A 23,413-nucleotide genomic window follows, 5' to 3' on the forward strand; every position below is an offset into this window, starting at 1 on the left:
GGACCTGATGAATGGCCGACCCAGGAAAACACTGGACTGGTGCACACCGCATGAGGTCTACAGTGGTTGGCTGGCCAAGCTCGAAGAGCCAACTCAATCAATCCAATAAACTACCTTCGTGTTGCACTTGGATTTGAGCGCGCCCCCCATGGAATATGCGCGAGTAGCTCCTGAAATCATAGCAAATAGAAATCATCTGAAATGCCGACCGAGTCTCCCACAGGGGATGATGCACCCGCCAGCCGCGACCGCGGGTGCGTCAGCGTACGGTCTGCCACGGCTTGGTATCTGTAAATACATACAGTATTATTCGGCCATGGCCAAAGACAAAACCGTTTACACCTGCAACGAATGCGGCGGCACCAGCCCCAAGTGGCTGGGCAAGTGCCCGCACTGCCAGGCCTGGAATACGCTGATCGAATCGGTGGCCAGCAGCGACGGTCCGGCCAAAAACCGCTTTGCCTCGTTGGCCAAAACTGCCGAGGTAGCGGTGCTGTCGGACATCGAAGCCAGCGACGTGGAGCGCACCCCCACCGGCCACGAGGAGTTGGACCGCGTGCTGGGCGGCGGCATGGTGGAGGGCGGCGTGGTGTTGATTGGCGGTGACCCTGGCATTGGCAAGTCCACGCTGTTGTTGCAGGCGCTGGACTCGCTGCAGCGCTCTGGCAAAAACACCCTGTATGTCACCGGGGAAGAGAGTGGGGCCCAGGTGGCGTTGCGTTCGCGCCGGTTGGGGCTGGACCATTCGCAGGTGCGGGTGCTGGCCGAAATCCAGCTCGAAAAAATCCTCGCCACGCTGGACGCCCATCGCCCCGATGTGGCAGTCATCGACTCCATCCAGACCGTTTACTCGGAGCAACTCACCAGCGCCCCGGGCTCAGTGGCCCAAGTGCGCGAATGCGCGGCGCACCTAACGCGCGCGGCCAAGGCCAGCGGCACGGCCATCGTGCTGGTGGGGCATGTGACCAAAGAAGGCGCGCTGGCTGGGCCGCGTGTGCTGGAGCACATGGTGGACACTGTGCTGTACTTTGAGGGTGACACGCACAGCCAGTTCCGCCTGGTGCGCGCCATCAAAAACCGCTTTGGCGCCGTCAACGAGATTGGCGTCTTTGCCATGACCGAAAAGGGCCTCAAGGGCGTGAGCAACCCCAGCGCCATCTTTTTGAGCCAGCACGCCGAGCCGGTGCCCGGCAGCTGCGTGATGGTGACGCTGGAAGGCACCCGCCCGCTGTTGGTGGAGATTCAGGCGCTGGTGGACAGCGGAGGGCCGTCGCCACGGCGCCTGAGCGTGGGCCTGGACAAGGACCGCCTGGCCATGCTGCTGGCCGTGCTGCATCGCCACGCGGGGGTGGCGTGTATGGACCAGGATGTGTTTATCAACGCCGTGGGTGGCGTACGCATAGGCGAGCCTGCGGCTGACTTGGCGGTCATGCTGTCCATCACCTCGTCCTTGCGTGGCAAACCGCTGCCCAAAGGCTTCATTGCTTTTGGTGAAGTCGGGCTGGCGGGCGAGGTGCGCCCCGCACCGCGCGGGCAGGAGCGGCTGAAGGAAGCCGCCAAGTTGGGCTTCAGTGTGGCCGTGGTGCCCAAGGCCAATGCGCCCAAAAAACCCATCGAGGGCATGACCATCCACGCGGTGGACCGCGTGGAAGAGGCCATGAACGTGGTGCGCGGTCTGGGCTGATCCGGCATTGAGGGCGCCGTTCGCGGATTTACTCGCACACGTGGCGGCTGCGTGGATAAGATGCAAGGCTGCAACAACGAGGCCTTCCGCATGAAATCCAACAACCTGACCCTGGGCGCAAAGCTCTGGGTTTTCGTCGCACTCGTGATGGCCTTGCTGGTGTTTACCCTGGTGTTTGCCACCAGCCGCACCACCGCCTTGCAGGCGCGCGCCGATACTGCTTTTGCGGCCCAAAACGAGAAAATCAATTTGGCCCTGCAGTGGTCGGGCCAGGTGGAAACCCAGCTCACCCGCATCATCGCCACGGCGTCTACCGCCGACCCTGCGGTGGACGAGCTGTTCAAAACCCAAATTCCTACGGCCAGCGCACGCATCACCGAGATTCAGAAGCAGGTGGAGGCCAGTGGCCTGAGCGCGGCGGAGAAAACCCTGTTTGACCGCATTGGCGAAGAGCGCAAAGTTGCGCTGGTGTCTCTGGGCAAGATTCGCGATCTCAAGACCGCAGGCGACCAGCCCGGAGCTGCTGCCGAACTGAAGACCAACCTGCAGCCCGGAGTCGATAAGTATGTGAAGTCCTTGCAGGAATTCAGCGATCTGCAAAAAGACAAAACCGCGATCTTGAACGAAGGTTTCCAGGAGGAGCGGGTGACCAATGCCTGGATCTCACGCGGCTTGGTGGCGTGCTTGCTGGTCCTACTGGTTGTGGGCACCCTGGTGCTGATCCGCCAGATCCGTCAACCTCTGAAGGACGCGATTGCCGTGGCCGAGAAAATTGCCTCCGGGGATTTGAGTGCCAAGGTGCAGGTGGATCGTGGCGACGAATTCGGCGAAATGATGCGCGCCCTGGCCCACATGCAGGACCAACTGGTGCACCTGGTAGCCGACGTGCGCCGCGGCACCGACAGCATCGCCCTGGCTAGCGAAGAGATTGCCACCGGCAACCAGGACCTGGCCAACCGCACCGAGCAGACCGCCTCCAACCTGGAGAAAACTGCTTCCAGCATGCAGCAGCTCACCTCTACCGTGAAGCAGTCTGCCGAGTCGGCACGCCAGGCCAACCAGCTGGCCGCGTCGGCCGCCCAGGTGGCGCAGCGCGGTGGTGCCGTGGTCAGCCAGGTGGTGTCCACCATGGACGACATCAACGCTAGCTCCCGCAAGATCAGCGACATCATCAGCGTGATCGATGGCATTGCGTTCCAGACCAACATCTTGGCGCTGAATGCGGCGGTGGAAGCTGCACGCGCCGGTGAGCAGGGCCGCGGCTTTGCCGTTGTGGCCAGCGAAGTGCGCAGCCTGGCGGGCCGCAGTGCGGACGCGGCCAAGGAAATCAAGACCCTGATCAACACCAGCGTCGAGAAGGTGGACGGTGGCGCCACCCTGGTGGCCCAGGCCGGGCAGACCATGACCGAAATCGTGAGCTCGGTGCAGCGCGTGACCGACATCATGGGCGAGATCACCGCGGCCGCGTCTGAGCAGTCCGACGGCATTGCCGAAGTGAACGTGGCCGTGGGCCAGCTGGACCAGATGACGCAGCAAAACGCCGCGCTGGTGGAGCAGTCCGCGGCAGCCGCCAGCAGCATGAAGGACCAGGCTCAGCGCCTGGCGCAGGTGGTGGCCGCCTTCAAACTGGACCATCAACTGGCGGTGCCTATGTCCAGGGCGCCATACAAGGCGCCGCCGCGCATCGCCCCGGCCCTGAAGCGCCCGTTGCCCGCCTTGGCCCCCCGCACCGCTGCCCCTGCACTGGCGGCCAAGCCCAAGGCGCTGGCCCCCAAGCCGCGCCCCGCCTTGCAGGTGGCCGCGCCCAAACCCGCCAAAGCCACGACGCCAGCCGGTGGCGATGACGACTGGGAAACGTTCTGATCTGCAGCGTCCGTCGGTCACGGTTGCGCTGAGCCTGCGGCCTGCGAAAATTCGCGTATGAAATTTCAATCCATCTTGCTGCCCCTGGGCTGCATTGCGCTGGCCGTGGCGGGTTACCGCGCCTGGGGCTGGCCCGGTCTGGCGCTGGCGGTAGGCGCTCTGGTCATGTGGCAGCTGTTGCATTTCACCCGTATGTTGCAGGTGCTCAAGCGGGCAGCTGATCGGCCCATCGGCTATGTGGGCAGCGCGGTCATGTTGCATTCCAAGCTACGCCCCGGCCTGCCGCTGCTGCATGTGGTGGCCATGACATGTGCGCTGGGCCAACTGGAGTCGCCCCAAGACACGCAGCCTGAGCGTTTTCGCTGGACCGACGGCTCGCAGGCCAGTGTGCTGTGCGTGTTCTTGGGCGGCAAGCTGCAAAGCTGGGAGTTGACGCGGCCGTAAAATCAGCGGTTTGCAATCTTTGCAACCCCCATTACAAGGACACCCACGATGAGCGCACTTCCTCCCTCCATGTCTGACCGTGACGGAAAAATCTGGATGGATGGCCAGATGGTGGAATGGCGCGACGCCAAGATCCACGTGCTGAGCCACACGCTGCACTACGGCTGCGGCGCCTTTGAAGGTGTGCGCGCCTACAACACCGTCAATGGCCCGGCCATCTTCCGTCTGCAGGAGCACACCGAGCGCCTGTTCAACAGCGCCAAGATCCTGCGCATGAAGATCCCCTTCACGCAGGAGCAGGTGAACGAAGCCCAGTGCGCTGTGATCCGTGACAACAAGCTCGAATCCGGCTACCTGCGCCCCCTGACCTGGATCGGCGACAAGAAGCTAGGCGTCTCGCCCAAGGGCAACACCATCCACCTGATGGTGGCCGCCTGGCCTTGGGGCGCTTACCTGGGCGAAGAGGGTATGAAGCGCGGCATCCGCGTGAAGACCAGCAGCTACACCCGCCACCACGTCAACATCACCATGACGCAGGCCAAGGCGGTGAGCAACTACACCAACTCCATCCTGGCCAACATGGAAGCCACCGACGACGGCTACGACGAAGCCCTGCTGCTGGACAGCTCCGGTTTTGTGTCCGAAGGCGCGGGCGAAAACATCTTTGTGATCAAGAACGGCGTGATCTACACGCCCGACCTGTCGGCCGGTGCCCTGAACGGCATCACCCGCAACACCGTGTTCCACATCGCCAAAGATCTGGGCCTGGAAATCGTGCAAAAACGCATCACCCGCGACGAGGTGTACATCTCTGACGAGGCCTTTTTCACGGGCACCGCAGCCGAAGTGACGCCCATCCGCGAACTGGACCGCATCGAACTGGGCGCAGGCAGCCGCGGCCCGATCACCGAAAAGATCCAGACCGCATTCTTTGACATCGTCAACGGACGCAACCCCAAATACGCCCACTGGCTCACGAAAGTCTGACCCATGTCCCAAGCAGTGATTGAACTCCTGGCCAAAGACCTGAACCACCAGGGCGGTGTGTTCTGCCCCAGCCCGCTGGCCGACATGAAGACCTGGAACACCCACCCCAAGGTGTACCTGGACGTGGCCCACACCGGTCAGGCCAAGTGCCCCTATTGCGGCACCGTGTACAAGCTGAAAGACGGCGAACACTTCGGCGGTGGGCACTAACTCCCTGGTCATCGCGCCCCAGTGGATTGGGGACGCGGTGATGACCGAGCCGCTGATGCGCCGCCTGGCGGCGCGCGGTGAGCGGCTCACTGTCGGGGCCTTGCCTTGGGTGGCGCCGGTGTACCGCGCCATGCCCCAGGTGGCCGAGGTCATTGAATTTCCGTTTGCCCACGGCGGTCTCCAATGGGCCGCGCGCCGCGCGATGGCCAAGACGCTGCAGGGCCGTTTTGACACCGCCTACGTCTGCCCCAACTCCCTCAAAAGCGCCCTGATCCCCTGGTGGGCTGGTACGCCGAAGCGCGTGGGCTACTCCGGCGAGACCCGTTGGGGCCTGCTGAACCAGCGCCTGCCGAACCCGCCCGAGGGCGAACGCCCGCCCATGGTTGCGTTCTACTCCGCACTCAGCGGCGAGGCCGGTCTGGACGCGGACCAACCCCATTTGCAACTGTTCCCCGGCGCAGCGGACAGCGCGCTGGCTGCGCAGGGCCTGCCAGCCCAAGGCTTTTATGTGCTGGCACCTGGCGCCGAATACGGCCCGGCCAAGCGCTGGCCCGCGGCCCACTTTGCCGCGCTGGCGAGCCAACTGACGCTGCCCGTGCTGCTGTTGGGTTCCGGCAAAGACGCCGAGGTATGCGCCGAGATTGCTGCCGCGGTGAACGCTAAGCAGCCCGGCCAGTGCCGCGACCTGGCGGGCAAAACCACGCTGGACCAGGCGATTGCACTGATCGCCTCGGCCAAAGCCATGGTCAGCAACGACTCCGGCCTCATGCATGTAGCCGCCGCTTTTAGGGTGCCCCAAGTGGCGGTGTTTGGTTCCTCCAGCCCGCTGCACACGCCGCCGCTGAGCGCGAAGGCCACGGTGCTCTGGCTCAAGAACGATCCCAGCTACCAGCCCCCGCTGGACTGCGCGCCGTGCTTCGCCCGCGAGTGCCCGCTGGGCCACACGCGCTGCTTGGTAGACATTGCGCCTGCCAAAGTGCTATCGTATTTATAGCTTTTCAGGCAATGATTACGCGGGCTGGAGCCCATTTTCATAGGTAAGCGCTCGGACATTCGTAAGCACCAGTTTTTGCGCCAATCTAAGGGTTTGTATTAATTAAAACCTATTGATTTACTTTTTCGTCGAACTACACTTTCCCGCAGATTCCCTGAGGCCGGCGTGCCTTGGGACCCGTTGGTAACCGTATTCGGACGGAAAGACATGCACTACAAAACACTCTGCCTGCTGGCCGCTCTGGGGCTGGCAATGGCTCCTGCCCATTCGCAAACCTCGGTCCTGATCGGCCTCATCACCAAAACCGACACCAACCCCTTCTTCGTGAAGATGAAGGAGGGCGCCAAGGCCGAGGCCCGCAAGCTCGACGCCCGCCTGCTGGTGGCGGCTGGCACGCAGGACGGTGACACGGCCAGCCAGATTGCCGCCATCCAGCGCATGGCGTTGGCCGGGGTCAAAACCATCCTGATCGCCTCCAACGGCGATGCGGTCATTCCGGCCATCAAAAAGGTGCAGGCCAGCGGTGTGCAGGTGATCGCGCTGGACAGCCCTATCGAAGGCGCCGATGCACTGTTTGCCACCGACAACTACCAGGCCGGCGTGCTGATTGGCCAGTACGCCAAAGTCGCGCTGGGCGCTACGCCCGCGCGCATTGCCACGCTGGACTTGTTCCCTGGGCACCCGGTGGGCGCGCAGCGGCATAACGGCTTCATGCGCGGGTTTGGCCTGTCGGCGCCCGACGCGGTGAGTCTGGAGCTGGGCACCGACAAGGCCGTGGTCTGCCAGGCTGACAGCTTTGGCGACGCCGCCAAGGGCCAGGCCGCCATGGAAAACTGCCTGAAAAAGCACCCAGATATCAATGTGGTCTACACCATCAACGAGCCTGCGGCGGCAGGTGCGCATACGGCGTTGGTGGCCGCCAACAAGGCGCAGGGCGTGCTGGTGGTGTCGGTGGATGGGGGCTGCAGTGGCGTGGCCGATGTGGCACAGGGTCACATTGCCGCCACCTCTCAGCAGTACCCGCTGCGCATGGCCGCCAAAGGCGTGAGCGCTGGTGTGGAGTACGCCCGCACGGGGCGGCGCACCACGGGCTATGTGGACACCGGCGTCAACCTGATCACACGCACCGCTGTGGCCGGCGTAGAAAGCAAGGACGTAGCGGCGGGCACCCAACTCTGCTGGGGGAAAAAATGATGCGCCACTATTTTGTTTCTGCTGCCGCGCTCGCCGTGTTGACGGGCACTGTTTCGCTCACTGCCTGGGCCAAGTGCGACAAAAAGCCCACCAAGCCCGACGCGCTGTACCAAGAGGTGGCGGGCAGCCTGGGGGCCGAGGTCAGAGACCCAACTTCGCATCTGGTGTGGCAGCGCTGCCTGGTTGGCAAGCAGTGGGATGCCACCGCCCAGCAGTGCACCGGCGCGGCCAAAAAGATGAGCTGGCAGGCGGCCATGACCCCGCCCCCCTCGGCGGGGCAGGGCGCGGCGTCACGTTGGCGCCTCCCCAGCTATATCGAGTTGCTGACCCTAGTGGACCTGAACTGCAGCGGCCCCGCGGTCAACGCGCGCTGGTTTGGTGACAGCGACGCCAGTTACCTCTGGTCCAGCTCCAGCTACGAGCAGCTGGCTGACTACGCCTGGGGCCTGAAGTACGCCCGCGGCGAAATCATCTATGACAGCAAGGTCGAGGAATTCCAGGCCCGGCTGGTGCGCTTTGCCGACTGAAGGAACCCCATGCAAGCCAACAACATCCGCATCGCCACCCGGCTGGCCCTCTCGTTTGGTGCGCTGATCGCCGTGGTGGCCATGGTGGCGCTGTTTGGCGCCTACATCGCCAAAAACACCAACCAGTCCATCCGCGCCATCTACACCGACAGCTTGATTCCGCTGCGCCAGCTCACCAGCATTGCCGATACCTACAAGGTGGAGGTGCTGGACAGCGCCAACAAGGTGGCCCTGGGTGGCCTGGAGCCCAAGGCCGCGCACACCAAGGTCAGCCAGGGGCTGGCCGCGGCGGCTACGGCATGGACCACCTACACGGCGCACGCCCAAACCGATGACGAGCGCAAGGGCATTGTCAGCATCAACGCGCTGTTGGAGAAGGCCCAACCCACGCTGGCCGAACTGGTGGAGGCGCTGGACAAGGGCGACCGCTACAAGGTGTCGCTGGTCATGCTGAACCTGGATGACATGGTGACCCCGGTGGTGAAAGAGCTGAACGCGCTGATGGCGCTGCAGCTGCAACATGTGGAGAGCCAGTACACCGAGGCCAACCAGCGCTATGAGGGCAGCATCGCGGTGTTTTTCGTCACCGTGGTGCTGGCGCTGGTTGCCGGCAGTGTGGCGGCCTGGCTGATGACCAAGGCCATCACTCACCCGATCAACCGCGCGGTGGAGATCGCGCGCGATGTGGCCGAAGGCGATCTGCGCAAGGACATTGAATGCGAAGGCCGCAGCGAAACTGCGCTGATGCTGGCCGCGCTCAAGGCCATGCAGGCGAGCGTGGTGCAGGTGGTGGCCACGGTGCGCAGCGGCTCCGAGGGCGTAGCCACGGTGAGCGCGGAGATCGCCCAGGGCAATAACGACCTATCGGCGCGCACCGAGCGCCAGGCCAGCTCGCTCGAAGAAACAGCGGCGTCTACCGCGGCACTGAACGAAGCGGTGCGCCAGAACGCCGACAACGCCAAAAAGGCCAACCAGCTGGCGCTCAAGGCCACCGAGGTGGCGATAGTCGGCGGCAAGACCGTAACCCAGGTGATCCAGACCATGGAGGGCATTAACCAGTCCTCCAAAAAGATCGGAGACATCATCAGCGTGATCGATGGCATTGCCTTCCAGACCAACATCCTGGCGCTGAACGCGGCGGTGGAGGCGGCCCGTGCCGGCGAACACGGCCGAGGTTTTGCCGTGGTGGCCAGCGAGGTGCGTTCTTTGGCTGGCAGCAGTGCCGACGCCGCAAAGGAGATCAAAAAACTCATCAACGAGAGCATGCAGCGCGTGCAGCAGGGCTCGGCCCTGGTGGACCAGGCGGGCGCCACCATGGGTGACGTGGTCAGCTCCATCCGGCATGTGACCGATCTGGTGGGCGAGATCAGCGCCGCCAGCCAGGCGCAGAGCGACGGCGTGGCCCAGGTGGGGGAGGCGATTGGCGAGCTGGACCGGGTAACGCAGCAAAACGCGGCGCTGGTGGAGCAAATGGCGGCCTCGGCCATGGATTTGCGCCACCAGTCCACCGCGTTGGTGGATTCGGTCAGCGTTTTCAAGCTGCCATAAAACTGCGCACAAAAAAAAGCCACCCGAAGGTGGCTTTGTAAAGTCCCCGAAGGGACGTCGTTGGAACCTGTTGAAGGAAACCTATTGGGTGGTTTCTCTTCGATCCTTGTGAACTGTGACAGCAGCTGGGTTGAACTTTAGGCGTTACAAACCGAAAGCGGTATCCCCCATTCGGGTGAATTTGCGGTCTTTTTTGTAAATAAATCGCGATTTTTTGGGGCCTCCCCAGTTTTTTCGGGTTTTCAGCCCTCAGAAATCACCCATTCGGCACGGTGCCGGCTTGCCGCAATGCGTTTTGCATTGGGTTCATCGGTCAGGGCCATCCATTCCAGCGCCTGTTCGCGACTGCGGCCAAACTGCATGTGGCGCGCCAGCAGGCGCTCGTGCCGCACCTCTGGCTCCACGTCCAAGTACCACACCTCGTCCAGCAGCGTGCGTGCGCCAGCCCATCCGTCATCCTCTAGCAGCAGGTAATTGCCTTCTGTGATGACCAGTGGAATGTGGGCCTCGATGGCAATCGCGCCCGCTATGGGCTCTTCGATCGCGCGGTGGAAGTCGGGGGCAAAGATGGTGGCGTCGCCCAGCACCTGCTGACGGACGCGCTGTAGCAGGGCCACAAAGCCCGCGGCATCGAAGGTGTCCGGTGCGCCCTTGCGCTGGGTGCGCCCCAGGCGCTCCAACTGAACCTGCGCTAAGTGAAAGCCGTCCATGGGCAGGTACTGGCTGTGCGGAGCGAAATGGGCGGCCAGCCCCTGGGCCAGGGTGGACTTGCCTGCCCCCGGTGGCGCCACGATGCCCACCACTTTGCGCCGACCCGTGGCCAGCAGCCCGGCCATGCGCTGCACGGTATCAACAGGGGGCGAAAAAAGTACCGATGGGTTAGGGTTTTCCATAACTAAAGCAACTTGATTTAAGTAGATGAAAAGAACTATAGTCCATCCACGCCGTGACCGACAGCGTAATTCCCCGGGGGCCCAACTCCCGACATTCCAGCCAAAACAAGGTCGCACAGACCGAGGAGCAATTCCATGAAAAAGTCCACCACCCTGATCCTGACCGCACTGGCCCTGGCCACCAATGTTGCATTTGCCGCTGACCAACCCATCATTGGCCTGATCACCAAAACCGAAACTAACCCCTTCTTCGTGAAGATGAAGGAAGGCGCCGAAGCCGAAGCCAAGAAAATTGGCGCCAAGCTGCTGACCGCCGCCGGCAAGCAAGACGGAGATACCGCCACGCAAATCGCTGCCATCGAAAACATGGTGTCCGCCGGTGCCAAGACCATCCTGATCACGTCCAGCGGCGATGCCATCATCCCCACCGTGAAAAAAGTGCAGGCCAAGGGTGTGCAAGTGATTGCGCTGGACAGCCCGTTTGACGGCGCCGACGCCCTGTTCGCCACTGATAACTACAAGGCCGGTGAGTTGATTGGCCAGTACGCCAAGGCCGCCCTGGGTGGTAAAAAAGCCGTAATCGCTACGCTGGACTTGTTTCCAGGCCACCCCGTGGGTGCCCAGCGCCACAACGGCTTCATGAAGGGTTACGGCCTGCCCGCAATGGACGCCAAGTCCAACGAACTGTCGAAAGATGCGGCTGTGGTCTGCATGGCCGACAGCTTTGGCGATGCGGCCAAGGGCCAGACCGCCATGGAAAACTGCCTGCAAAAGAACCCTGACATCAACCTGGTCTACACCATCAACGAACCCGCTGCCGCCGGTGCTTACAACGCACTGAAGAAGGCTGGTAAGGAAAAAGGCGTGACCATCGTATCGGTGGATGGCGGTTGCCAGGGTATCAAGGACACCACAGCTGGCGTGATTGCTGCGACGTCGCAGCAGTACCCCCTGAAGATGGCTGCCATGGGCGTGGCCGCGGGTGCTGACTACGCCAAGGGCGGCAAAAAAGCCTCTGGCTATGTGGACACCGGCGTGACCCTGATCGCTGGCAAGTCGGTCGCCGGTGTGGACAGCAAGGACACCAAGGTGGGCCTGGACCTGTGCTGGGGTAACAAGTAATCTGACCTGCGTATCCGCGTGATCCTCTGAGAAGAAAGGCGTGCCACGGCGCGCCTTTCTTTCTGTTTCTTCTTTGCTTTAATCGTTTCCTGCAACTACGGTATTTCGCTATGAATACATCCACCCGCCATATTCCTTGGGGTGCGCTGGGGCCCTGGCTGGCCCTGGCGGCCGCTTGCCTCTTCTTTGCCACCCAGTCCGACCGCTTTTTGACCGGTGAAAACCTTTCGCTGGTGGTCCAGCAGGTCATGGTGGTGGGTGTGCTGGCCATTGGCCAAACCCTGATTATTTTGACGGCCGGCATCGACCTGTCCTGTGGCATGGTGATGGCGCTGGGCTCTATGGTGGTGACCAAGCTGGCGGTGGAAAACGGCCTGCACCCCGCGCTGGCCATGGTCTGCGGCGTGGCGGTGACCAGCCTGTTTGGCCTGCTCAACGGCCTGCTGGTGACACGCGCCAAACTGCCATCTTTCATCGTGACCCTGGGCACCATGAACATTGCGTTCGCCGTGACCCAGCTCTATTCCAAATCGCAAACGGTGACGCACCTGCCCACCTTCCTGACCGACATCGGCAACACCTTCACCGTCGGCGGCACCGAAGTCAGCGTGGGCACGCTGTTGATGGTGGGGCTGTACCTGCTGGCCTGGCGCACCCTGTCTGACACGGCCCCGGGCCGGCACTTGTACGCTGTGGGCAACAACACCGAGGCTGCGCGCCTCACCGGTATCAATGTGGACCGCGTGCTGATCGGTGTGTACGTGATGGCGGGCTTCTTCTACGGCATCGCGGGTTTGCTGTCGATTGCGCGCACCGGCGTGGGCGATCCACAAGCAGGCCAGACCGAAAACCTGGACACCATCACCGCGGTGGTGCTGGGCGGCACCAGCTTGTTTGGTGGCCGAGGCATCATTTTGGGCTCGCTGGTGGGAGCCATCATCGTGGGCGTGTTTCGCAACGGGCTGACGCTCATGGGCGTGGCTTCGGTGGTGCAGACCCTGATCACCGGTGTACTGGTCATTCTGGCCGTGGCCACCGACCAAATGTCGCGCAAAGGAGGTCGTTGATATGAACGCCCCCCAACAACACACCCTGGTCATGCAGGCCAAGGGCATCGTCAAACGCTATGGTCAGGTGACGGCGCTGGACGGCACAGACTTCGAACTGCGCGCCGGAGAAATTCTGGCCGTGATTGGTGACAACGGCGCGGGCAAGTCCTCGCTGATCAAGGCCCTGTCCGGAGCCACTGTGCCTGACGAAGGCGAGCTGCTGCTCGACGGCAAGCTGGTGCACTTCAAGTCTCCCATCGATGCACGCCGCGCCGGCATCGAGACCGTGTACCAGGACCTGGCCGTGGCCCCCGCCATGACGATTGCCGAGAACCTGTTTCTGGGCCGCGAACTGCTCAAAGACCACCCGCTGGGCCGTGCCCTGCGCCTGCTGGACAAAAAAGCCATGTTGGCCCAGGCCGTGCAGCGCATGAACGACCTGAAGGTCGGCATCCGCTCCATGACCCAAGCGGTAGAGACCTTGTCGGGTGGCCAGCGGCAGTGCGTGGCTGTGGCGCGGGCCGCGGCCTTTGCGCAGCATGTGGTCATCATGGACGAACCCACCGCGGCCCTGGGCGTGAAGGAAGGCAATATGGTGCTGGAGCTGATCCGCCGCGTGCGCGACAAGGGCTTGCCGGTGATCCTGATCAGCCACAACATGCCCCATGTGTTCGAGATTGCCGACCGCATCCACATCCAGCGGCTGGGCAAGCGTGCGGCAGTGGTCAACCCCAAGGTCATCAGCATGAGCGATACGGTGGCGGTGATGACGGGGGCTAAGCTGGTGGAAGAGTTACCTGCGGAGGCCTTGGCTTAAGCGGGCCGGGCGATTACCCATGCCCATGTGCCCCGGACACCGTTGTGCTCGGGGCGCCACAATGTTTTCAGCAAGTCGGCGACATGGGTGAAAATCCTTCCACCATGAACTTTGCCGACACCCTATCCCCCACCCGGAGCGATGCCAGCGCGCCGCCTGTTGCTGCATCGCCGCCCGTGTTGCGGCCGCGTGGTTCCAACCATGTGGGCATGCGCCAGTTCAACGAGCGTGTGGTGTTGCAGGCAGTGCGCCTGAACGGCAGCTTGCCCAAGGCCGACCTGGCACGCCTGACCGGGCTCACGGCGCAAACCATTGGCCTCATCACCACCCGCCTGGAAGACGATGGCCTGTTGCTCAAGCAGGAGCGCGTGCGCGGTCGCATTGGTCAGCCCTCGGTGCCGCTGACGCTGAACCCGGACGGCGCGTTTGCCATGGGCATCAAGATTGGCCGGCGCAGCGCCGATTGGCTGCTGGTCGACTTCACCGGCAAGGTGCGCGTGCGCGAGACACTGGCCTACGACTTTCCCGATGCTGACGTGCTGCTGCCCATGGTGCAGTCGCACATGCGCACCATCCTCGATGGCATGGGGCCATTGGCCTCGCGCCTGGTGGGTGTGGGCGTGGCGGCACCGTTCAACCTGGGTGGCTGGCACAAGATGCTGGGCCTGTCCGAGGCCGTGTCCGACCAGTGGAACCATATAGATTTGTGTGCCCAGGTGCAGGCCATGACCGATGCGCCGGTGAGTTTTGCCAAAGACACCTCCGCGGCCTGCGTGGCCGAGCTGGTGGCCGGCCGGGGGCGTGACCTCAAGAGTTTTCTCTACCTGTTTGTGGATACGTTTGTGGGCGGCGGGCTGGTGCTCAATTCGCACTTGCATGGCGGCATCCACGGCAATGCGGGCGCTGTAGCGTCCATGCCGCTGGGCGTGGCCGAAGGCAGCACGCCACCCGAGCAACTGGTGGCCCATGCCTCGCTGTGGGAACTGGAGCAGCACTTCAAAGCAGCGGGACTGGAGCCCAGTGCGGCTTATGACGACCGCGCGATGGCCGGTGCCTACGCCACCCATACCCATGCCTGGATTGCCAGCGCCGCGCTGGGGCTGGCCCACAGCGTGGTCAGCGCCACGGCGTTTTTGGACATTGATGCCGTAGTGATTGACGGCTCGTTCTCGCGCGCCATGTTGCAGCGCCTGATCGATGAAACCGGGGCTGCACTGCGCCGCTATAACTGGGAAGGCCTGTGGCCCGCTACGGTGATCGCGGGCAGCATTGGGTCGGACGCGCGCGCATTGGGTGGCGCACTGCTGCCGCTGCATGAAAACTTTGCGCCCGACCGCGACCTGTTTCTTAAAGTCACGCCCTGAGCCGCGCAGGCCCAGGCGGGTTCCTCAAGCTGCTTGGGCTGCCGAGAGTGGCAGGCGAATCTCAAAACACGCGCCACCGTCCACACGATTGCTGCACGTCACCACACCGTGGTGGCGCAGCGTGATGGACTTGACCAGCGCCAGACCCAGACCCACCCCCCCATCGCGCTCGGAAGCACCGGGCAGGCGGTAAAACGGCTCAAAGATGCGGCCTTGCAAGGCCTCGGGCACGCCGGGGCCTCGGTCGCATACCCGCACGATGGCATGGGTGCTGTCCTGCTCCAGCTCCAGGCTGACCTCGCCCGCACCGTAGCGGCGTGCGTTCTCCAGCAGGTTGCGCACGGCGCGGCGCAGCAGCTTGGCCACACCAGGCACCACCAGTTCACCAGTGGTGGCTTCCAGCGTAGCCTGGGTACGGGCGCACTCCTCGGCCGCCAGGCCCACAAGGTCCACGGGTTCCACGGTACCCAAATCCGCCTCTTTGGCATCCAGACGGCTGGCCAGCAAAATCTCTTCGATCAACTGGTCCAGCTCACTGATGTTGCGCGAAATTTCCTGTTTGAAGCTGGGGCTGGGTGTGGCGCCCATGAGTTCCAGCCCCATGCGGATGCGGGTGAGGGGTGAGCGCAGCTCGTGCGAGGCGTTGGCTAGTAAGGACTTTTGGGAGGCCAGCAGCGATTCATGCGACTTCACCAGCGTTTCGATCTGCTGGGCCGCATGGTTGAAGCGCGAGGCCAGAAAACCCACTTCGTCGTCGCCGGTCATGGGCACGCGCACGCTCAGGTCGCCCCTGCCCCAGCGTTCCACGCCGTTTTGCAGGGTTTCCAGCCGGCGCGTCAGGCGGCGCACGATGGGGTAGGTGCCCAATGCCACGGCCACGGCGACCAGCCCCAGTGTCCACAGAAAGCCAAACGGCGCACGCATGCTGGACTGCGGTGGGCGCGGCAGGTGCAGGTGCATGGTCTGGCCATCCTGCATGCGCACCAGGAATTCAGGCCCACGGCCAAAGCGGCCGGGCGCATCGTCGTCGGGGCCGTCACCAGGTGCCTCGCTGTTAGGGGATTGTTTGTCGTCGGGCGGCGGCGGCGGTGGTCCGCCAAACGGGCGGTCCAGGCGCCAGCCCGACGAGGGCGGCCGGCGCAGGCGTGCCTGGCCATTTCCAATCACCTCGCCCGCTTCGTTGCGCACCACCACTTCCCGCAGGGGTGGCTCGGCGGCCATGCGCCAGGCCCAGCCCACCAGCATGGTGAGTACGACCACGGCCAGCACCACGGCCAGCCAGATGCGGACGTACAGCTTGTTGAAGAACATGCTCAGTCCTGCTGGCGCGCGAAGACGTAGCCCACGCCACGTACGGTGAGGATGCGTTTGGGGTCCTTGGGGTCAGCCTCAATGGCGGCGCGGATACGGCCCATGTGCACGTCGATGGAGCGGTCAAAGGCGTCCAGCTCGCGGCCGCGCACGGCTTCCATGATCTGGTCGCGCGTGAGCACGCGCCCGGCACGCTCGGCCAGCGCCACCAGCAGGTCAAACTGGTAGGAGGTCAGGTCACAGGCTGCGCCCGCTACCACCACGGTGCGGGCGTCGCGGTCGATTTCCAGCGTGCCAAAGCGCAGGGTCTTGCCGTTGGGTGTGGGGGTGTCCACCTTGCGGCGCAGGATGGCGCGGATGCGCGCCAGCAGCTCGCGCGGCTCAAACGGTTTGGGCAGGTAGTCGTCGGCGCCTATTTCCAGGCCGATGATGCGGTCCATGGCATCGCCCTTGGCAGTCAGCATCAGCACGGGCACGGTGCTCAGCGGCGCGGGCAGGGCTCGGATGCGGCGGCAGACTTCCAGGCCGTCAATGTCGGGCAGCATCAGGTCTAGCACCACGAGTTCGGGCGCGGCGCCGGCCGGGGGCTGGGTGAGGTGGGCCAGGCCGCTCAGGCCGTCGCCGCAGTGGCTGACGGAAAAGCCGGACTGTTCCAGGTACTCGGCCACCATGGAGGCCAGGCGGGCATCGTCTTCGATCAATAGCAGGTGTTGGGGCATGGCGGCAGTCTATCGCCGCGGGCCTGTATCCGCCATGCCTGCGGTTTGAAGCAGCGGTAAAGTTAGGTAAAAATCGCTACCAAAACAATAGCTGCTGGCGCACCATTCACGGGGGCTAGAGGGCGATTTTACCCATGAGCTTAAGCACGCTAGGTGTGGCCGAATAGTTCGCGCCAGTCAGCCCTTCAGTCGCTGCATGCGCCAAAGAAGTAGCAATAGCAGCAGGGGGGGGATGGCAGTCAGACCGGTGGCCACGAACGCTGTGGCGTAGGCGCCGAGGAGTCCGTAGGTCGGTGTGATTGTTTCGACAGCAATTCCGGAAAAACCTTTCAGGAACTTGCCGAGCAAAGCATAGGTGGAGGACAGCATCGCGTACTGGGTAGCGGTGTAGCCCAGGCTCGTCAGACTCGACATATAGGTCACCAGGGCAACGCCGGCGAAGCACTGTGCAAAGGTGTCGAGCGTCATCACCGCAGCGAAAACTGCTGGGTCTGCGTTGACGCTGAGCAAAGCAAATGCCGCCGTGCCCAAGCCTTCGAGCACGAGCCCTATGACCAAGGTCGGTAACAAGCCAAGACGCACAGCGCTGATGCCCGCCGCAGCAATCCCGAAAAATGTGGCTACGAGGCCGAAAGTGCCGCGCACCCACGCCACCGTGTCCTTGGAGATGCCGAGGTCGTGGTAGTACGGGTTGTACATCGGCCCCATGATGAAGTCGGGCAAGCGGTACAGCGCCACCATGAGCAGCATGACGAGTCCGGCAACCTTGTGCTTGGCAAAGAAGTCGACGAAGGGGCCGACGATGGCATCACCCAGGCCGCGCAAGGTCCACAACGGCGGTTTCTGGTGCAGCACCACGTCGGCGCGCGCGGGTTCCGAAGCAAACAGGGTAGCAACCGTGCACAGCGCCATCAGCACCGCCATGCCAACGTAAGACATGGACCACCCAACACGGGCAGCCGCGGCGATGATCAAGGCGTCAGTGACCAGGAGCGCTATGCGGTAACCGACCTGGGCGGCGGAGGTCATCAACCCCACCTCGTCGGCGTCGGACGCAGACTCAATACGCCAAGCGTCGATGGCAATGTCCTGCGTGGCCGATGCAAAAGCCGTCAACAACGCGAAGGCGCCAATGGCGGCCAGTCCACCCGCAGTACCTACCGCTGCCATGCCCAGCAGTCCGATGGTGACAAGAATCTGGCACAGCAGCATCCAGCCGCGACGCCGACCCAGACGGCCCAGCAGCGGCACATCGATGCGGTCCACCAGCGGCGACCAGTACACCTTGAAGGCATAGGCGAAACCGACCCAGGAGATGAACCCGATAGCGACCAGACTCGTCCCGTCGTCTCGTAGCCAGTAGCCAAAAGTATTGGCCGTCAGCAAAAAGGGCAGGCCCGAGGCAAAGCCCAGCGCCAACATGACTGCAACTTTGGGCTGCCGAAGCTCGCGCAGGACCTCCATCGCAGAGCGCTTGCGGCGGGTGGGTGCGATGGCCGACGTCATTGCGAAAACTCCAGCAATAGCATGTGCATGGATCTCCGTTCCAGATAGACCGCCCAGTTTTTTGTCCATGGGGGTTGGGCAGCAATCAGGGGTGTTTCGGGTGCGAGCAGGGTCATGCGGGAATAATACCTGTCACATTCGCAGGCATGCGGTGCCAACTGCAAGGAGTTCCATTGAGCAACGAGGGCAAGCCCGAACCCGTTACCAGCCCGGTGCGCAAAAGCCGCGCCTCCGGCCGCGTCACGCTGGACGATGTGGCGCGATCCGCGGGCGTGAGCCGCATCACTGCGTCGCGCGCGCTGCGGGCCGAGCGCAGTGTGGACAAGGCGTTGGTGGCGCGGGTCGAGGCCGCGGCGCTGGCGTTGGGCTATGTGCCCGACCCGGCCGCTCGGGCCCTGGCCAGCGCGCGCAGCAATATCGTGGTGGTGCTCATTCCGCTGTTATCGAACCACCTGTTTGTAGACCTGCTGGAGGCTGTGCACCGCACCCTGCACCCGGCGGGCTACCAAATCCTGATTGGGGTGACCCACTACGACGCCGCGGAAGAAGAGGCGCTGCTGGCCAGCTACCTGGCGCACCGGCCCGCCGGCATTTTGGTGACGGGCACCGAGCGGACCGAGCGCAGCCGCGCCCTGCTGGCGGGCAGCGGCGTTCCCTGTGTGCACCTGATGGAAATTTCACAGGACCCGGCTTTGCACTGCGTGGGGTTTTCGCAGGCGGACGCCAGCCGGGCCATGACCGAGCACCTGCTGTCCACCGGCCGTCGGCGCATTGCGTTTGCGGCCGCTCAGTTGGACCCCCGGGTGCTGCAGCGGCTGGAGGGCTACCGCCAGGCGCTGCAAGCCGCGGGCTTGCATGACGCTGCGCTGGAGTGGCTGCGCAGCGAGCCCTCGTCATTGGCGCTGGGCGGAGAGCTGCTGGCTCGCCATTTGCGCGACCATCCGGATGTGGATGCGATTTTCTTTTGTAATGACGATCTGGCGCAGGGAGGCCTGCTGGCTGCGCTGCGCCTGGGAATTGCAGTGCCGCAGCGGGTCGCCATCGCCGGGTTCAACGATTTGGCAGGCAGCGACCAAATGTGGCCTGCGCTGACCACCATCCGCACGCCGCGGGCTGAGATTGGCGAGAGCGCCGCGGCCATGCTGCTGCAACGCATGCGCGGCGACAGGGTGGCGGCCACCTGCGTGGATGTGGGATGGGAACTGAAAGTAAGGCAAAGCACATGAAACAAGCACTCGCGCGACGCAACAGGCCCCACTGGAGTATCGCGGTAGTACTGGCCACAGCACTGTGGGCCGCAGCCCCTGCGGGCGCCCGCGAGGGTGTGGACGTGGGCGGCAATTCGGCGTTCAGCAACCTGGTGTCGGCCGAAGAGGTGGAGCATTCTGCGGCACAGCAGTACACCCAAATGGTGTCTGCGGCGGCATCCAAGAGCGCTCTGGCTGGCAAGGACGATCCGCAAGTGCGGCGCCTGCGCGCCATCGCCCGCCGCATCATTCCCTTCACGCTGAGCTGGAACTCCCGGGCCAAGGCGTGGACCTGGGAGGTCAACCTGCTGGGCTCCAACCAGATCAATGCGTTTTGTATGCCGGGCGGCAAGATCGCCTTCTACAGCGGCATTTTACAAAAGCTCAAACTCACCGACGACGAAGTCGCCATGGTCATGGGCCACGAAATTGCCCACGCGCTGCGCGAGCACGCGCGCGAACGCATGGGCAAAAACGCGGCCACGGGGCTGGGGGCCAGCCTGCTAAGTCAGGTGCTGGGCCTGGGCCAGGTGGGGCAAACGGTGACGCACTACGGCGCCCAGCTGCTGACGCTGAAGTTCGGCCGCGAAGACGAGTCCGAGGCCGACCTGGTGGGCATGGAGCTGGCCGCCCGGGCGGGTTTTGACCCGCGTGCGGGCATCACGTTGTGGCAGAAAATGGCCGCGGCCAACAAGGGGGCGCCCCCAGAATGGCTGTCCACCCACCCGTCCGGCAACTCCCGCATTGCGGACATTCAGGCTGCCTTGCCACAGGTCATGCCCCTGTACGAGCAAGCCAAGAAAGCATCAGCCGTGGGCAAATAACCGAGTTTTCGGGCGGGAAGTGACGAATATCACACCGGATTAGCTCTTTCGGACTACATGTCTTCGATTTGTAACTGCGAAAATTACGTCTAGTTACAAGTACGGGAGTCTCAGTGAAAATTTTAAAAGCCATTGCCAGTGTGTCGGCCCTGCTGGCCGTTCTGATCAGCCCTGCCGCGATGGCCGCCCCGGTGCCCGCAGGACCCACCTTCTCGTCGGTGGGAGGTCACAGCACCCATCTGGGCGACGACTTTGACCCGGCCTGGGTTGCTGGCTTTAGTGCTGTCGGCTTCAACCTGCACAACATGCAAAAAAGTGGTGAGCTGGTACTGAGTTCCGCCGCCAGTCTGTCGTTCAGCTTTGTGGGCAAAGAAGCCAGCTACAACAACGGCTTTTACTTTGGCAACAGCGATGGTGGCGTGATCAACTCCACCACCAACAGCGCAGGCGCGTATACCTTTGCGGCTGGCTCCAAGATCGGTGGGGCACTGGACTTCTGGTTCAAGTCCAACAACCTGGGAGGAGCCATCCACAATGGCGCCGATGCCCTAGGCCTGATCCTGTCGCATGACAAGAAAAGCGCTTTGGTGCTGTTCAATGACAACTACACCGGTGACAAAGACTACGACGACATGATCATCAAGATCTCGATCACCACTGCGGTTCCTGAGCCTGAAACCTACGCACTGATGCTGAGCGGCTTGGCGCTGTTGGGGGCCGTGGCCCGCCGCCGTAAGAACCGCGTCTAATCAACGTGCATACAAAAAAGAGCCCTCTTGAGGGCTCTTTTTCATTGGCGGGTAGGAGTTACAGCCCGAAGTCGTAGCCAATGGTAATGGGAGCGTGGTCCGAGAACTTCTCGGTTTTGTAGATGTCCACTGTGCGCGCACCCGCTGCCAAGGTAGGTGTAGCCAAGTGGTAATCCAATCGCCACCCCACGTTGTTGGTATAGGCTTGGCCGCGGTTGCTCCACCATGTGTAGCAGGCGTCGGTGGTGTCGGGCTCTAGCTGGCGGTAGACGTCCACAATGCCGCCCTCGCTGGTCAGCTTGGTCACCCAGGCCCGCTCTTCGGGTGTGAAGCCGCTGTTCTTTTGGTTGCTGCGCCAGTTCTTTAAGTCGGCCTCTTTGTGGGCGATGTTGATGTCGCCGCACAGAATGAAATCGCGCTCGGCCTTGAGTGCCTGCAGGTGCGGGTACATCGCGCCCAAAAACCGGAACTTGGCCAACTGGCGCTCTTCACCCGACGAGCCGCTGGGGAAGTAGGAGCTGATGATCGAATGTTTGCGGGCCAGCGTGTCAAACCGTAACTCTACATAGCGGCCTTCGCCATCGAATTCACCCCCATCAAAGCCAATCACCACGTCGCTGGGCTCCAGGTGGGTGTAAACGCCCACACCCGAGTAGCCTTTTTTCTCCGCAAAGTGGAAATAGCCCTTGAGCCCGGCCAGGGACTCAAACTTGTTGGCCACATCGGCGGCCTGGGCTTTGACTTCCTGCACGCAAATACAATCGGGCCGGGCCTGGGCGAGCCAGGCTTCGAGCCCTTTGCTGGTGGCGGAGCGAATGCCGTTGAGGTTGAGGCTGGTTAATTTAAACAAGGAATACTCCCATGTCGGATCGAGACCCGTTGGCGCAGGATTTTGTGCGGTTTGCCGTGGATTGCGGGGTGCTGCGGTTCGGCGAGTTCAAAACCAAGGCCGGGCGCATGAGCCCCTACTTCTTCAACGCGGGCCTGTTTGACGATGGTGCCAAACTGGGGCGTTTGGCCGAATTCTATGCCCAGCGTTTGCTGGCCAGCGGCATTGAGTTTGATATGGTGTTTGGCCCTGCCTACAAGGGCATTCCTTTGGGCGCTGCCGTCGCTATCGAACTGGCGCGGCAGAGCCGCAATGTGCCGTTTGCCTACAACCGCAAGGAAACCAAGGACCACGGCGAGGGTGGCACCCTGGTCGGCGCGCCGCTCAAGGGGCGGGTGCTGGTGATTGACGATGTGATGTCGGCAGGCACTGCGGCCCGCGAATCGATTGCCATCATCCAGGCCGCGGGTGCTACGCCGCATGCCGTGTGCATCGCGCTGGATCGCCAGGAAAAAGCCACCGAAAACGGCCAGGATGTGCCTTACAGCGCCGTGCAGTACGTGCGCAACCAGCTAGGCCTGCAGGTGTGCGCAATTGCGAAGCTGGGCGATTTAATGCAGTATCTGGAGTCCCGCAATGGGTCCGGCACAGATGCGGACCACCAAAGGGTGCTGGCCTATCGTCAGCGCTACGGCGTGGAAGAAGGAGACGCATGACAAGAATGATGAGGGCTGCGCTGCTGTGTGCGGCGGCCGTTGGAACTGTGGCGACAGCATGGGCGCAAAGCGCGCCCATAGCCGGCGGCGTGTATACCTGCATCGATGCCAAAGGACGCAAACTCACGGCCGACCGGCCGATTCCGGAATGCGTAGACCGTGAGCAAAAGGTGCTGAACCCCAGTGGTACCGTGCGCGCCAAGGTCGGCCCCACGCTGACCGCGCAGGAAAAGGCCGAGCTGGAGCAAAAGGAAAAACGCGCGCAAGAAGAGCAGGGACGTGCGGCCGAGGAAAAACGCCGTGACCGTGCGTTGCTCACGCGTTACCCCAACAAGACCGTGCATGACCAGGAGCGTGCCGATGCGCTAGCACAGATTGCTGCGGTGACCAAAGCGGCCACCACCCGGCTGGAAGAACTGGTGCGCCAACGCGTGGCGATTGACGAGGAAATGGAGTTCTACAAAAAGGACCCCAGCAAGGCCCCGGCCTACCTGCGCCGCCAGTCGGACGAAAACGCGCAAAGCCAGTCGGTGCAAAAGCGCTTCATCGGCGAGCAGGATGCGGAGTCCAAACGCGTGAATGCGCGGTTTGACGATGAACTGGTGCGCTTGCGCCAGCTCTGGGCACAGCTGGGCCCAGCGGCCAAATAAAAAAAGGCCTCACAAGAGCAATGCCAGTCAGTTAAGAGCTGACTGGCATTTTTTTGATGGGTACTTGCTGCGCGTAGAGCGTTTGACCTGGCGTGGGAAACTGCGATCCGTGCGTCGCACGGGCAGCACGAAGTAGCGGGCCTGGTCTAGAAGACGCTGCAAGTGC

23 protein-coding genes and 1 pseudogene are annotated in these 23,413 nt (G+C 62.9%); 19 read left to right on the plus strand and 5 right to left on the minus strand.

Annotation, left to right across the window (positions count from 1 at the left end; translation table 11 throughout):
• From AC1DZ5_RS21080 to AC1DZ5_RS21125, 10 genes and pseudogenes are all read left to right on the plus strand, one after another.
• Positions 1-109, plus strand: a pseudogene (locus AC1DZ5_RS21080) (IS30 family transposase); the annotation flags it as partial.
• Between the two features lie 207 nt (positions 110-316).
• A complete protein-coding gene (gene radA / locus AC1DZ5_RS21085) occupies positions 317-1,684 on the plus strand; it encodes a DNA repair protein RadA (protein ID WP_477892705.1) in 1,368 nt (455 codons plus the stop codon).
• 90 nt (positions 1,685-1,774) lie between these two features.
• Entirely contained in the window at positions 1,775-3,547 is a 1,773-nt protein-coding gene (locus tag AC1DZ5_RS21090; protein ID WP_477892707.1) for a methyl-accepting chemotaxis protein, read from the plus strand.
• A gap of 57 nt (positions 3,548-3,604) precedes the next feature.
• Positions 3,605-3,991: a glycerate kinase gene (locus AC1DZ5_RS21095; RefSeq protein ID WP_477892709.1), complete on the plus strand. Its 387-nt coding sequence runs from the start codon at positions 3,605-3,607 to the stop codon at positions 3,989-3,991.
• Positions 3,992-4,039: 48 nt separating this feature from the next.
• On the plus strand, positions 4,040-4,978 hold the full coding sequence (locus AC1DZ5_RS21100; RefSeq protein ID WP_477892711.1) for a branched-chain amino acid transaminase: 939 nt from the start codon (positions 4,040-4,042) through the stop codon (positions 4,976-4,978).
• Between the two features lie 3 nt (positions 4,979-4,981).
• Positions 4,982-5,188, plus strand: a complete 207-nt coding sequence (locus AC1DZ5_RS21105) for a zinc-finger domain-containing protein (RefSeq protein ID WP_477892713.1) — start codon at positions 4,982-4,984, stop codon at positions 5,186-5,188.
• Positions 5,178-6,182, plus strand: coding sequence for a lipopolysaccharide heptosyltransferase II (waaF, locus tag AC1DZ5_RS21110; protein WP_477892715.1), 1,005 nt, complete (start codon positions 5,178-5,180; stop codon positions 6,180-6,182). The genes AC1DZ5_RS21105 and waaF overlap by 11 nt, the downstream gene beginning before the upstream one ends.
• Positions 6,183-6,389: 207 nt before the next feature.
• On the plus strand, positions 6,390-7,376 hold the full coding sequence (locus AC1DZ5_RS21115) for a substrate-binding domain-containing protein (protein ID WP_477892717.1): 987 nt from the start codon (positions 6,390-6,392) through the stop codon (positions 7,374-7,376).
• Complete coding sequence (locus tag AC1DZ5_RS21120) at positions 7,376-7,903, plus strand: Lcl C-terminal domain-containing protein (protein WP_477892719.1); 528 nt, start codon at positions 7,376-7,378, stop codon at positions 7,901-7,903. Before AC1DZ5_RS21115 ends, AC1DZ5_RS21120 begins: the two co-directional genes overlap by 1 nt.
• A 9-nt stretch (positions 7,904-7,912) precedes the next feature.
• Complete coding sequence (locus AC1DZ5_RS21125; protein ID WP_477892721.1) at positions 7,913-9,451, plus strand: methyl-accepting chemotaxis protein; 1,539 nt, start codon at positions 7,913-7,915, stop codon at positions 9,449-9,451.
• Positions 9,452-9,693: 242 nt separating this feature from the next.
• Here the strand turns inward: AC1DZ5_RS21125 and AC1DZ5_RS21130 are convergent, their stop codons facing one another.
• Positions 9,694-10,344 (minus strand): nucleoside/nucleotide kinase family protein, encoded by a 651-nt coding sequence (locus AC1DZ5_RS21130; RefSeq protein ID WP_477892723.1) that lies wholly within the window; start codon positions 10,342-10,344, stop codon positions 9,694-9,696.
• Positions 10,345-10,479: 135 nt separating this feature from the next.
• On the opposite strand from AC1DZ5_RS21130, the gene AC1DZ5_RS21135 reads away from it, so the two are divergent.
• From AC1DZ5_RS21135 to AC1DZ5_RS21150, 4 genes are all read left to right on the plus strand, one after another.
• A complete protein-coding gene (locus tag AC1DZ5_RS21135; RefSeq protein ID WP_477892725.1) occupies positions 10,480-11,466 on the plus strand; it encodes a substrate-binding domain-containing protein in 987 nt (328 codons plus the stop codon).
• 110 nt (positions 11,467-11,576) lie between these two features.
• Positions 11,577-12,533, plus strand: coding sequence for an ABC transporter permease (locus tag AC1DZ5_RS21140; protein WP_310342664.1), 957 nt, complete (start codon positions 11,577-11,579; stop codon positions 12,531-12,533).
• A 1-nt stretch (position 12,534) separates the two neighbouring features.
• Positions 12,535-13,332, plus strand: coding sequence for an ATP-binding cassette domain-containing protein (locus AC1DZ5_RS21145; RefSeq protein ID WP_477892727.1), 798 nt, complete (start codon positions 12,535-12,537; stop codon positions 13,330-13,332).
• A gap of 83 nt (positions 13,333-13,415) precedes the next feature.
• Entirely contained in the window at positions 13,416-14,696 is a 1,281-nt protein-coding gene (locus tag AC1DZ5_RS21150; RefSeq protein ID WP_477892729.1) for an ROK family transcriptional regulator, read from the plus strand.
• Positions 14,697-14,720: 24 nt separating this feature from the next.
• Here the strand turns inward: AC1DZ5_RS21150 and AC1DZ5_RS21155 are convergent, their stop codons facing one another.
• The 3 genes from AC1DZ5_RS21155 to AC1DZ5_RS21165 form a co-directional block, all read right to left on the minus strand.
• A complete protein-coding gene (locus AC1DZ5_RS21155) occupies positions 14,721-16,007 on the minus strand; it encodes a sensor histidine kinase (protein WP_477892731.1) in 1,287 nt (428 codons plus the stop codon).
• A 2-nt stretch (positions 16,008-16,009) separates the two neighbouring features.
• The gene (locus AC1DZ5_RS21160; protein WP_477892733.1) at positions 16,010-16,726 is read right to left on the minus strand and encodes a response regulator; all 717 of its coding nucleotides are present in this window, start codon (positions 16,724-16,726) and stop codon (positions 16,010-16,012) included.
• 177 nt (positions 16,727-16,903) lie between these two features.
• On the minus strand, positions 16,904-18,301 hold the full coding sequence (locus AC1DZ5_RS21165) for an AmpG family muropeptide MFS transporter (protein ID WP_477892735.1): 1,398 nt from the start codon (positions 18,299-18,301) through the stop codon (positions 16,904-16,906).
• Between the two features lie 104 nt (positions 18,302-18,405).
• On the opposite strand from AC1DZ5_RS21165, the gene gntR reads away from it, so the two are divergent.
• The 3 genes from gntR (at position 18,406) to AC1DZ5_RS21180 (ending at position 21,052) form a co-directional block, all read left to right on the plus strand.
• The gene (gene gntR / locus AC1DZ5_RS21170) at positions 18,406-19,458 is read left to right on the plus strand and encodes an HTH-type transcriptional regulator GntR (protein WP_477892737.1); all 1,053 of its coding nucleotides are present in this window, start codon (positions 18,406-18,408) and stop codon (positions 19,456-19,458) included.
• Positions 19,455-20,303 carry a M48 family metallopeptidase gene (locus AC1DZ5_RS21175; RefSeq protein WP_477892739.1) on the plus strand — a complete coding sequence of 283 codons (849 nt, stop codon included), beginning with the start codon at positions 19,455-19,457 and terminating at the stop codon, positions 20,301-20,303. The genes gntR and AC1DZ5_RS21175 overlap by 4 nt, the downstream gene beginning before the upstream one ends.
• Before the next feature lie 113 nt (positions 20,304-20,416).
• Positions 20,417-21,052 carry a PEP-CTERM sorting domain-containing protein gene (locus tag AC1DZ5_RS21180; protein WP_477892741.1) on the plus strand — a complete coding sequence of 212 codons (636 nt, stop codon included), beginning with the start codon at positions 20,417-20,419 and terminating at the stop codon, positions 21,050-21,052.
• 58 nt (positions 21,053-21,110) lie between these two features.
• On the opposite strand, the gene AC1DZ5_RS21185 is transcribed toward AC1DZ5_RS21180, so the two are convergent.
• A complete protein-coding gene (locus tag AC1DZ5_RS21185; RefSeq protein ID WP_477892743.1) occupies positions 21,111-21,902 on the minus strand; it encodes an exodeoxyribonuclease III in 792 nt (263 codons plus the stop codon).
• 11 nt (positions 21,903-21,913) lie between these two features.
• Here AC1DZ5_RS21185 and pyrE point away from each other — a divergent pair, with 11 nt between their 5' ends.
• Both pyrE and AC1DZ5_RS21195 read left to right on the plus strand, forming a co-directional pair.
• Complete coding sequence (pyrE, locus tag AC1DZ5_RS21190) at positions 21,914-22,597, plus strand: orotate phosphoribosyltransferase (RefSeq protein WP_477892745.1); 684 nt, start codon at positions 21,914-21,916, stop codon at positions 22,595-22,597.
• 5 nt (positions 22,598-22,602) lie between these two features.
• Positions 22,603-23,247: a DUF4124 domain-containing protein gene (locus tag AC1DZ5_RS21195; protein ID WP_477892747.1), complete on the plus strand. Its 645-nt coding sequence runs from the start codon at positions 22,603-22,605 to the stop codon at positions 23,245-23,247.
• The last annotated feature ends 166 nt before the right edge of the window (positions 23,248-23,413 follow it).

It is taken from the genome of Rhodoferax sp. P1_F3 (assembly GCF_056405715.1).

Excerpts from the sequence above, each read along its gene's own strand:
- AC1DZ5_RS21150 (WP_477892729.1), top strand. The coding sequence starts at position 13,416 with ATGGGTGAAAATCCTTCCACCATGAACTTTGCCGACACCCTATCCCCC.
- AC1DZ5_RS21155 (WP_477892731.1), bottom strand. The coding sequence starts at position 16,007 with ATGTTCTTCAACAAGCTGTACGTCCGCATCTGGCTGGCCGTGGTGCTG.
- AC1DZ5_RS21145 (WP_477892727.1), top strand. The coding sequence starts at position 12,535 with ATGAACGCCCCCCAACAACACACCCTGGTCATGCAGGCCAAGGGCATC.
- AC1DZ5_RS21090 (WP_477892707.1), top strand. The coding sequence starts at position 1,775 with ATGAAATCCAACAACCTGACCCTGGGCGCAAAGCTCTGGGTTTTCGTC.
- AC1DZ5_RS21130 (WP_477892723.1), bottom strand. The coding sequence starts at position 10,344 with ATGGAAAACCCTAACCCATCGGTACTTTTTTCGCCCCCTGTTGATACC.
- pyrE (WP_477892745.1), top strand. The coding sequence starts at position 21,914 with ATGTCGGATCGAGACCCGTTGGCGCAGGATTTTGTGCGGTTTGCCGTG.
- AC1DZ5_RS21140 (WP_310342664.1), top strand. The coding sequence starts at position 11,577 with ATGAATACATCCACCCGCCATATTCCTTGGGGTGCGCTGGGGCCCTGG.
- AC1DZ5_RS21160 (WP_477892733.1), bottom strand. The coding sequence starts at position 16,726 with ATGCCCCAACACCTGCTATTGATCGAAGACGATGCCCGCCTGGCCTCC.
- AC1DZ5_RS21175 (WP_477892739.1), top strand. The coding sequence starts at position 19,455 with ATGAAACAAGCACTCGCGCGACGCAACAGGCCCCACTGGAGTATCGCG.
- AC1DZ5_RS21165 (WP_477892735.1), bottom strand. The coding sequence starts at position 18,301 with ATGGACAAAAAACTGGGCGGTCTATCTGGAACGGAGATCCATGCACAT.
- AC1DZ5_RS21125 (WP_477892721.1), top strand. The coding sequence starts at position 7,913 with ATGCAAGCCAACAACATCCGCATCGCCACCCGGCTGGCCCTCTCGTTT.
- AC1DZ5_RS21105 (WP_477892713.1), top strand. The coding sequence starts at position 4,982 with ATGTCCCAAGCAGTGATTGAACTCCTGGCCAAAGACCTGAACCACCAG.
- AC1DZ5_RS21115 (WP_477892717.1), top strand. The coding sequence starts at position 6,390 with ATGCACTACAAAACACTCTGCCTGCTGGCCGCTCTGGGGCTGGCAATG.
- AC1DZ5_RS21100 (WP_477892711.1), top strand. The coding sequence starts at position 4,040 with ATGAGCGCACTTCCTCCCTCCATGTCTGACCGTGACGGAAAAATCTGG.
- radA (WP_477892705.1), top strand. The coding sequence starts at position 317 with ATGGCCAAAGACAAAACCGTTTACACCTGCAACGAATGCGGCGGCACC.
- AC1DZ5_RS21120 (WP_477892719.1), top strand. The coding sequence starts at position 7,376 with ATGCGCCACTATTTTGTTTCTGCTGCCGCGCTCGCCGTGTTGACGGGC.
- AC1DZ5_RS21195 (WP_477892747.1), top strand. The coding sequence starts at position 22,603 with ATGATGAGGGCTGCGCTGCTGTGTGCGGCGGCCGTTGGAACTGTGGCG.
- AC1DZ5_RS21095 (WP_477892709.1), top strand. The coding sequence starts at position 3,605 with ATGAAATTTCAATCCATCTTGCTGCCCCTGGGCTGCATTGCGCTGGCC.
- AC1DZ5_RS21135 (WP_477892725.1), top strand. The coding sequence starts at position 10,480 with ATGAAAAAGTCCACCACCCTGATCCTGACCGCACTGGCCCTGGCCACC.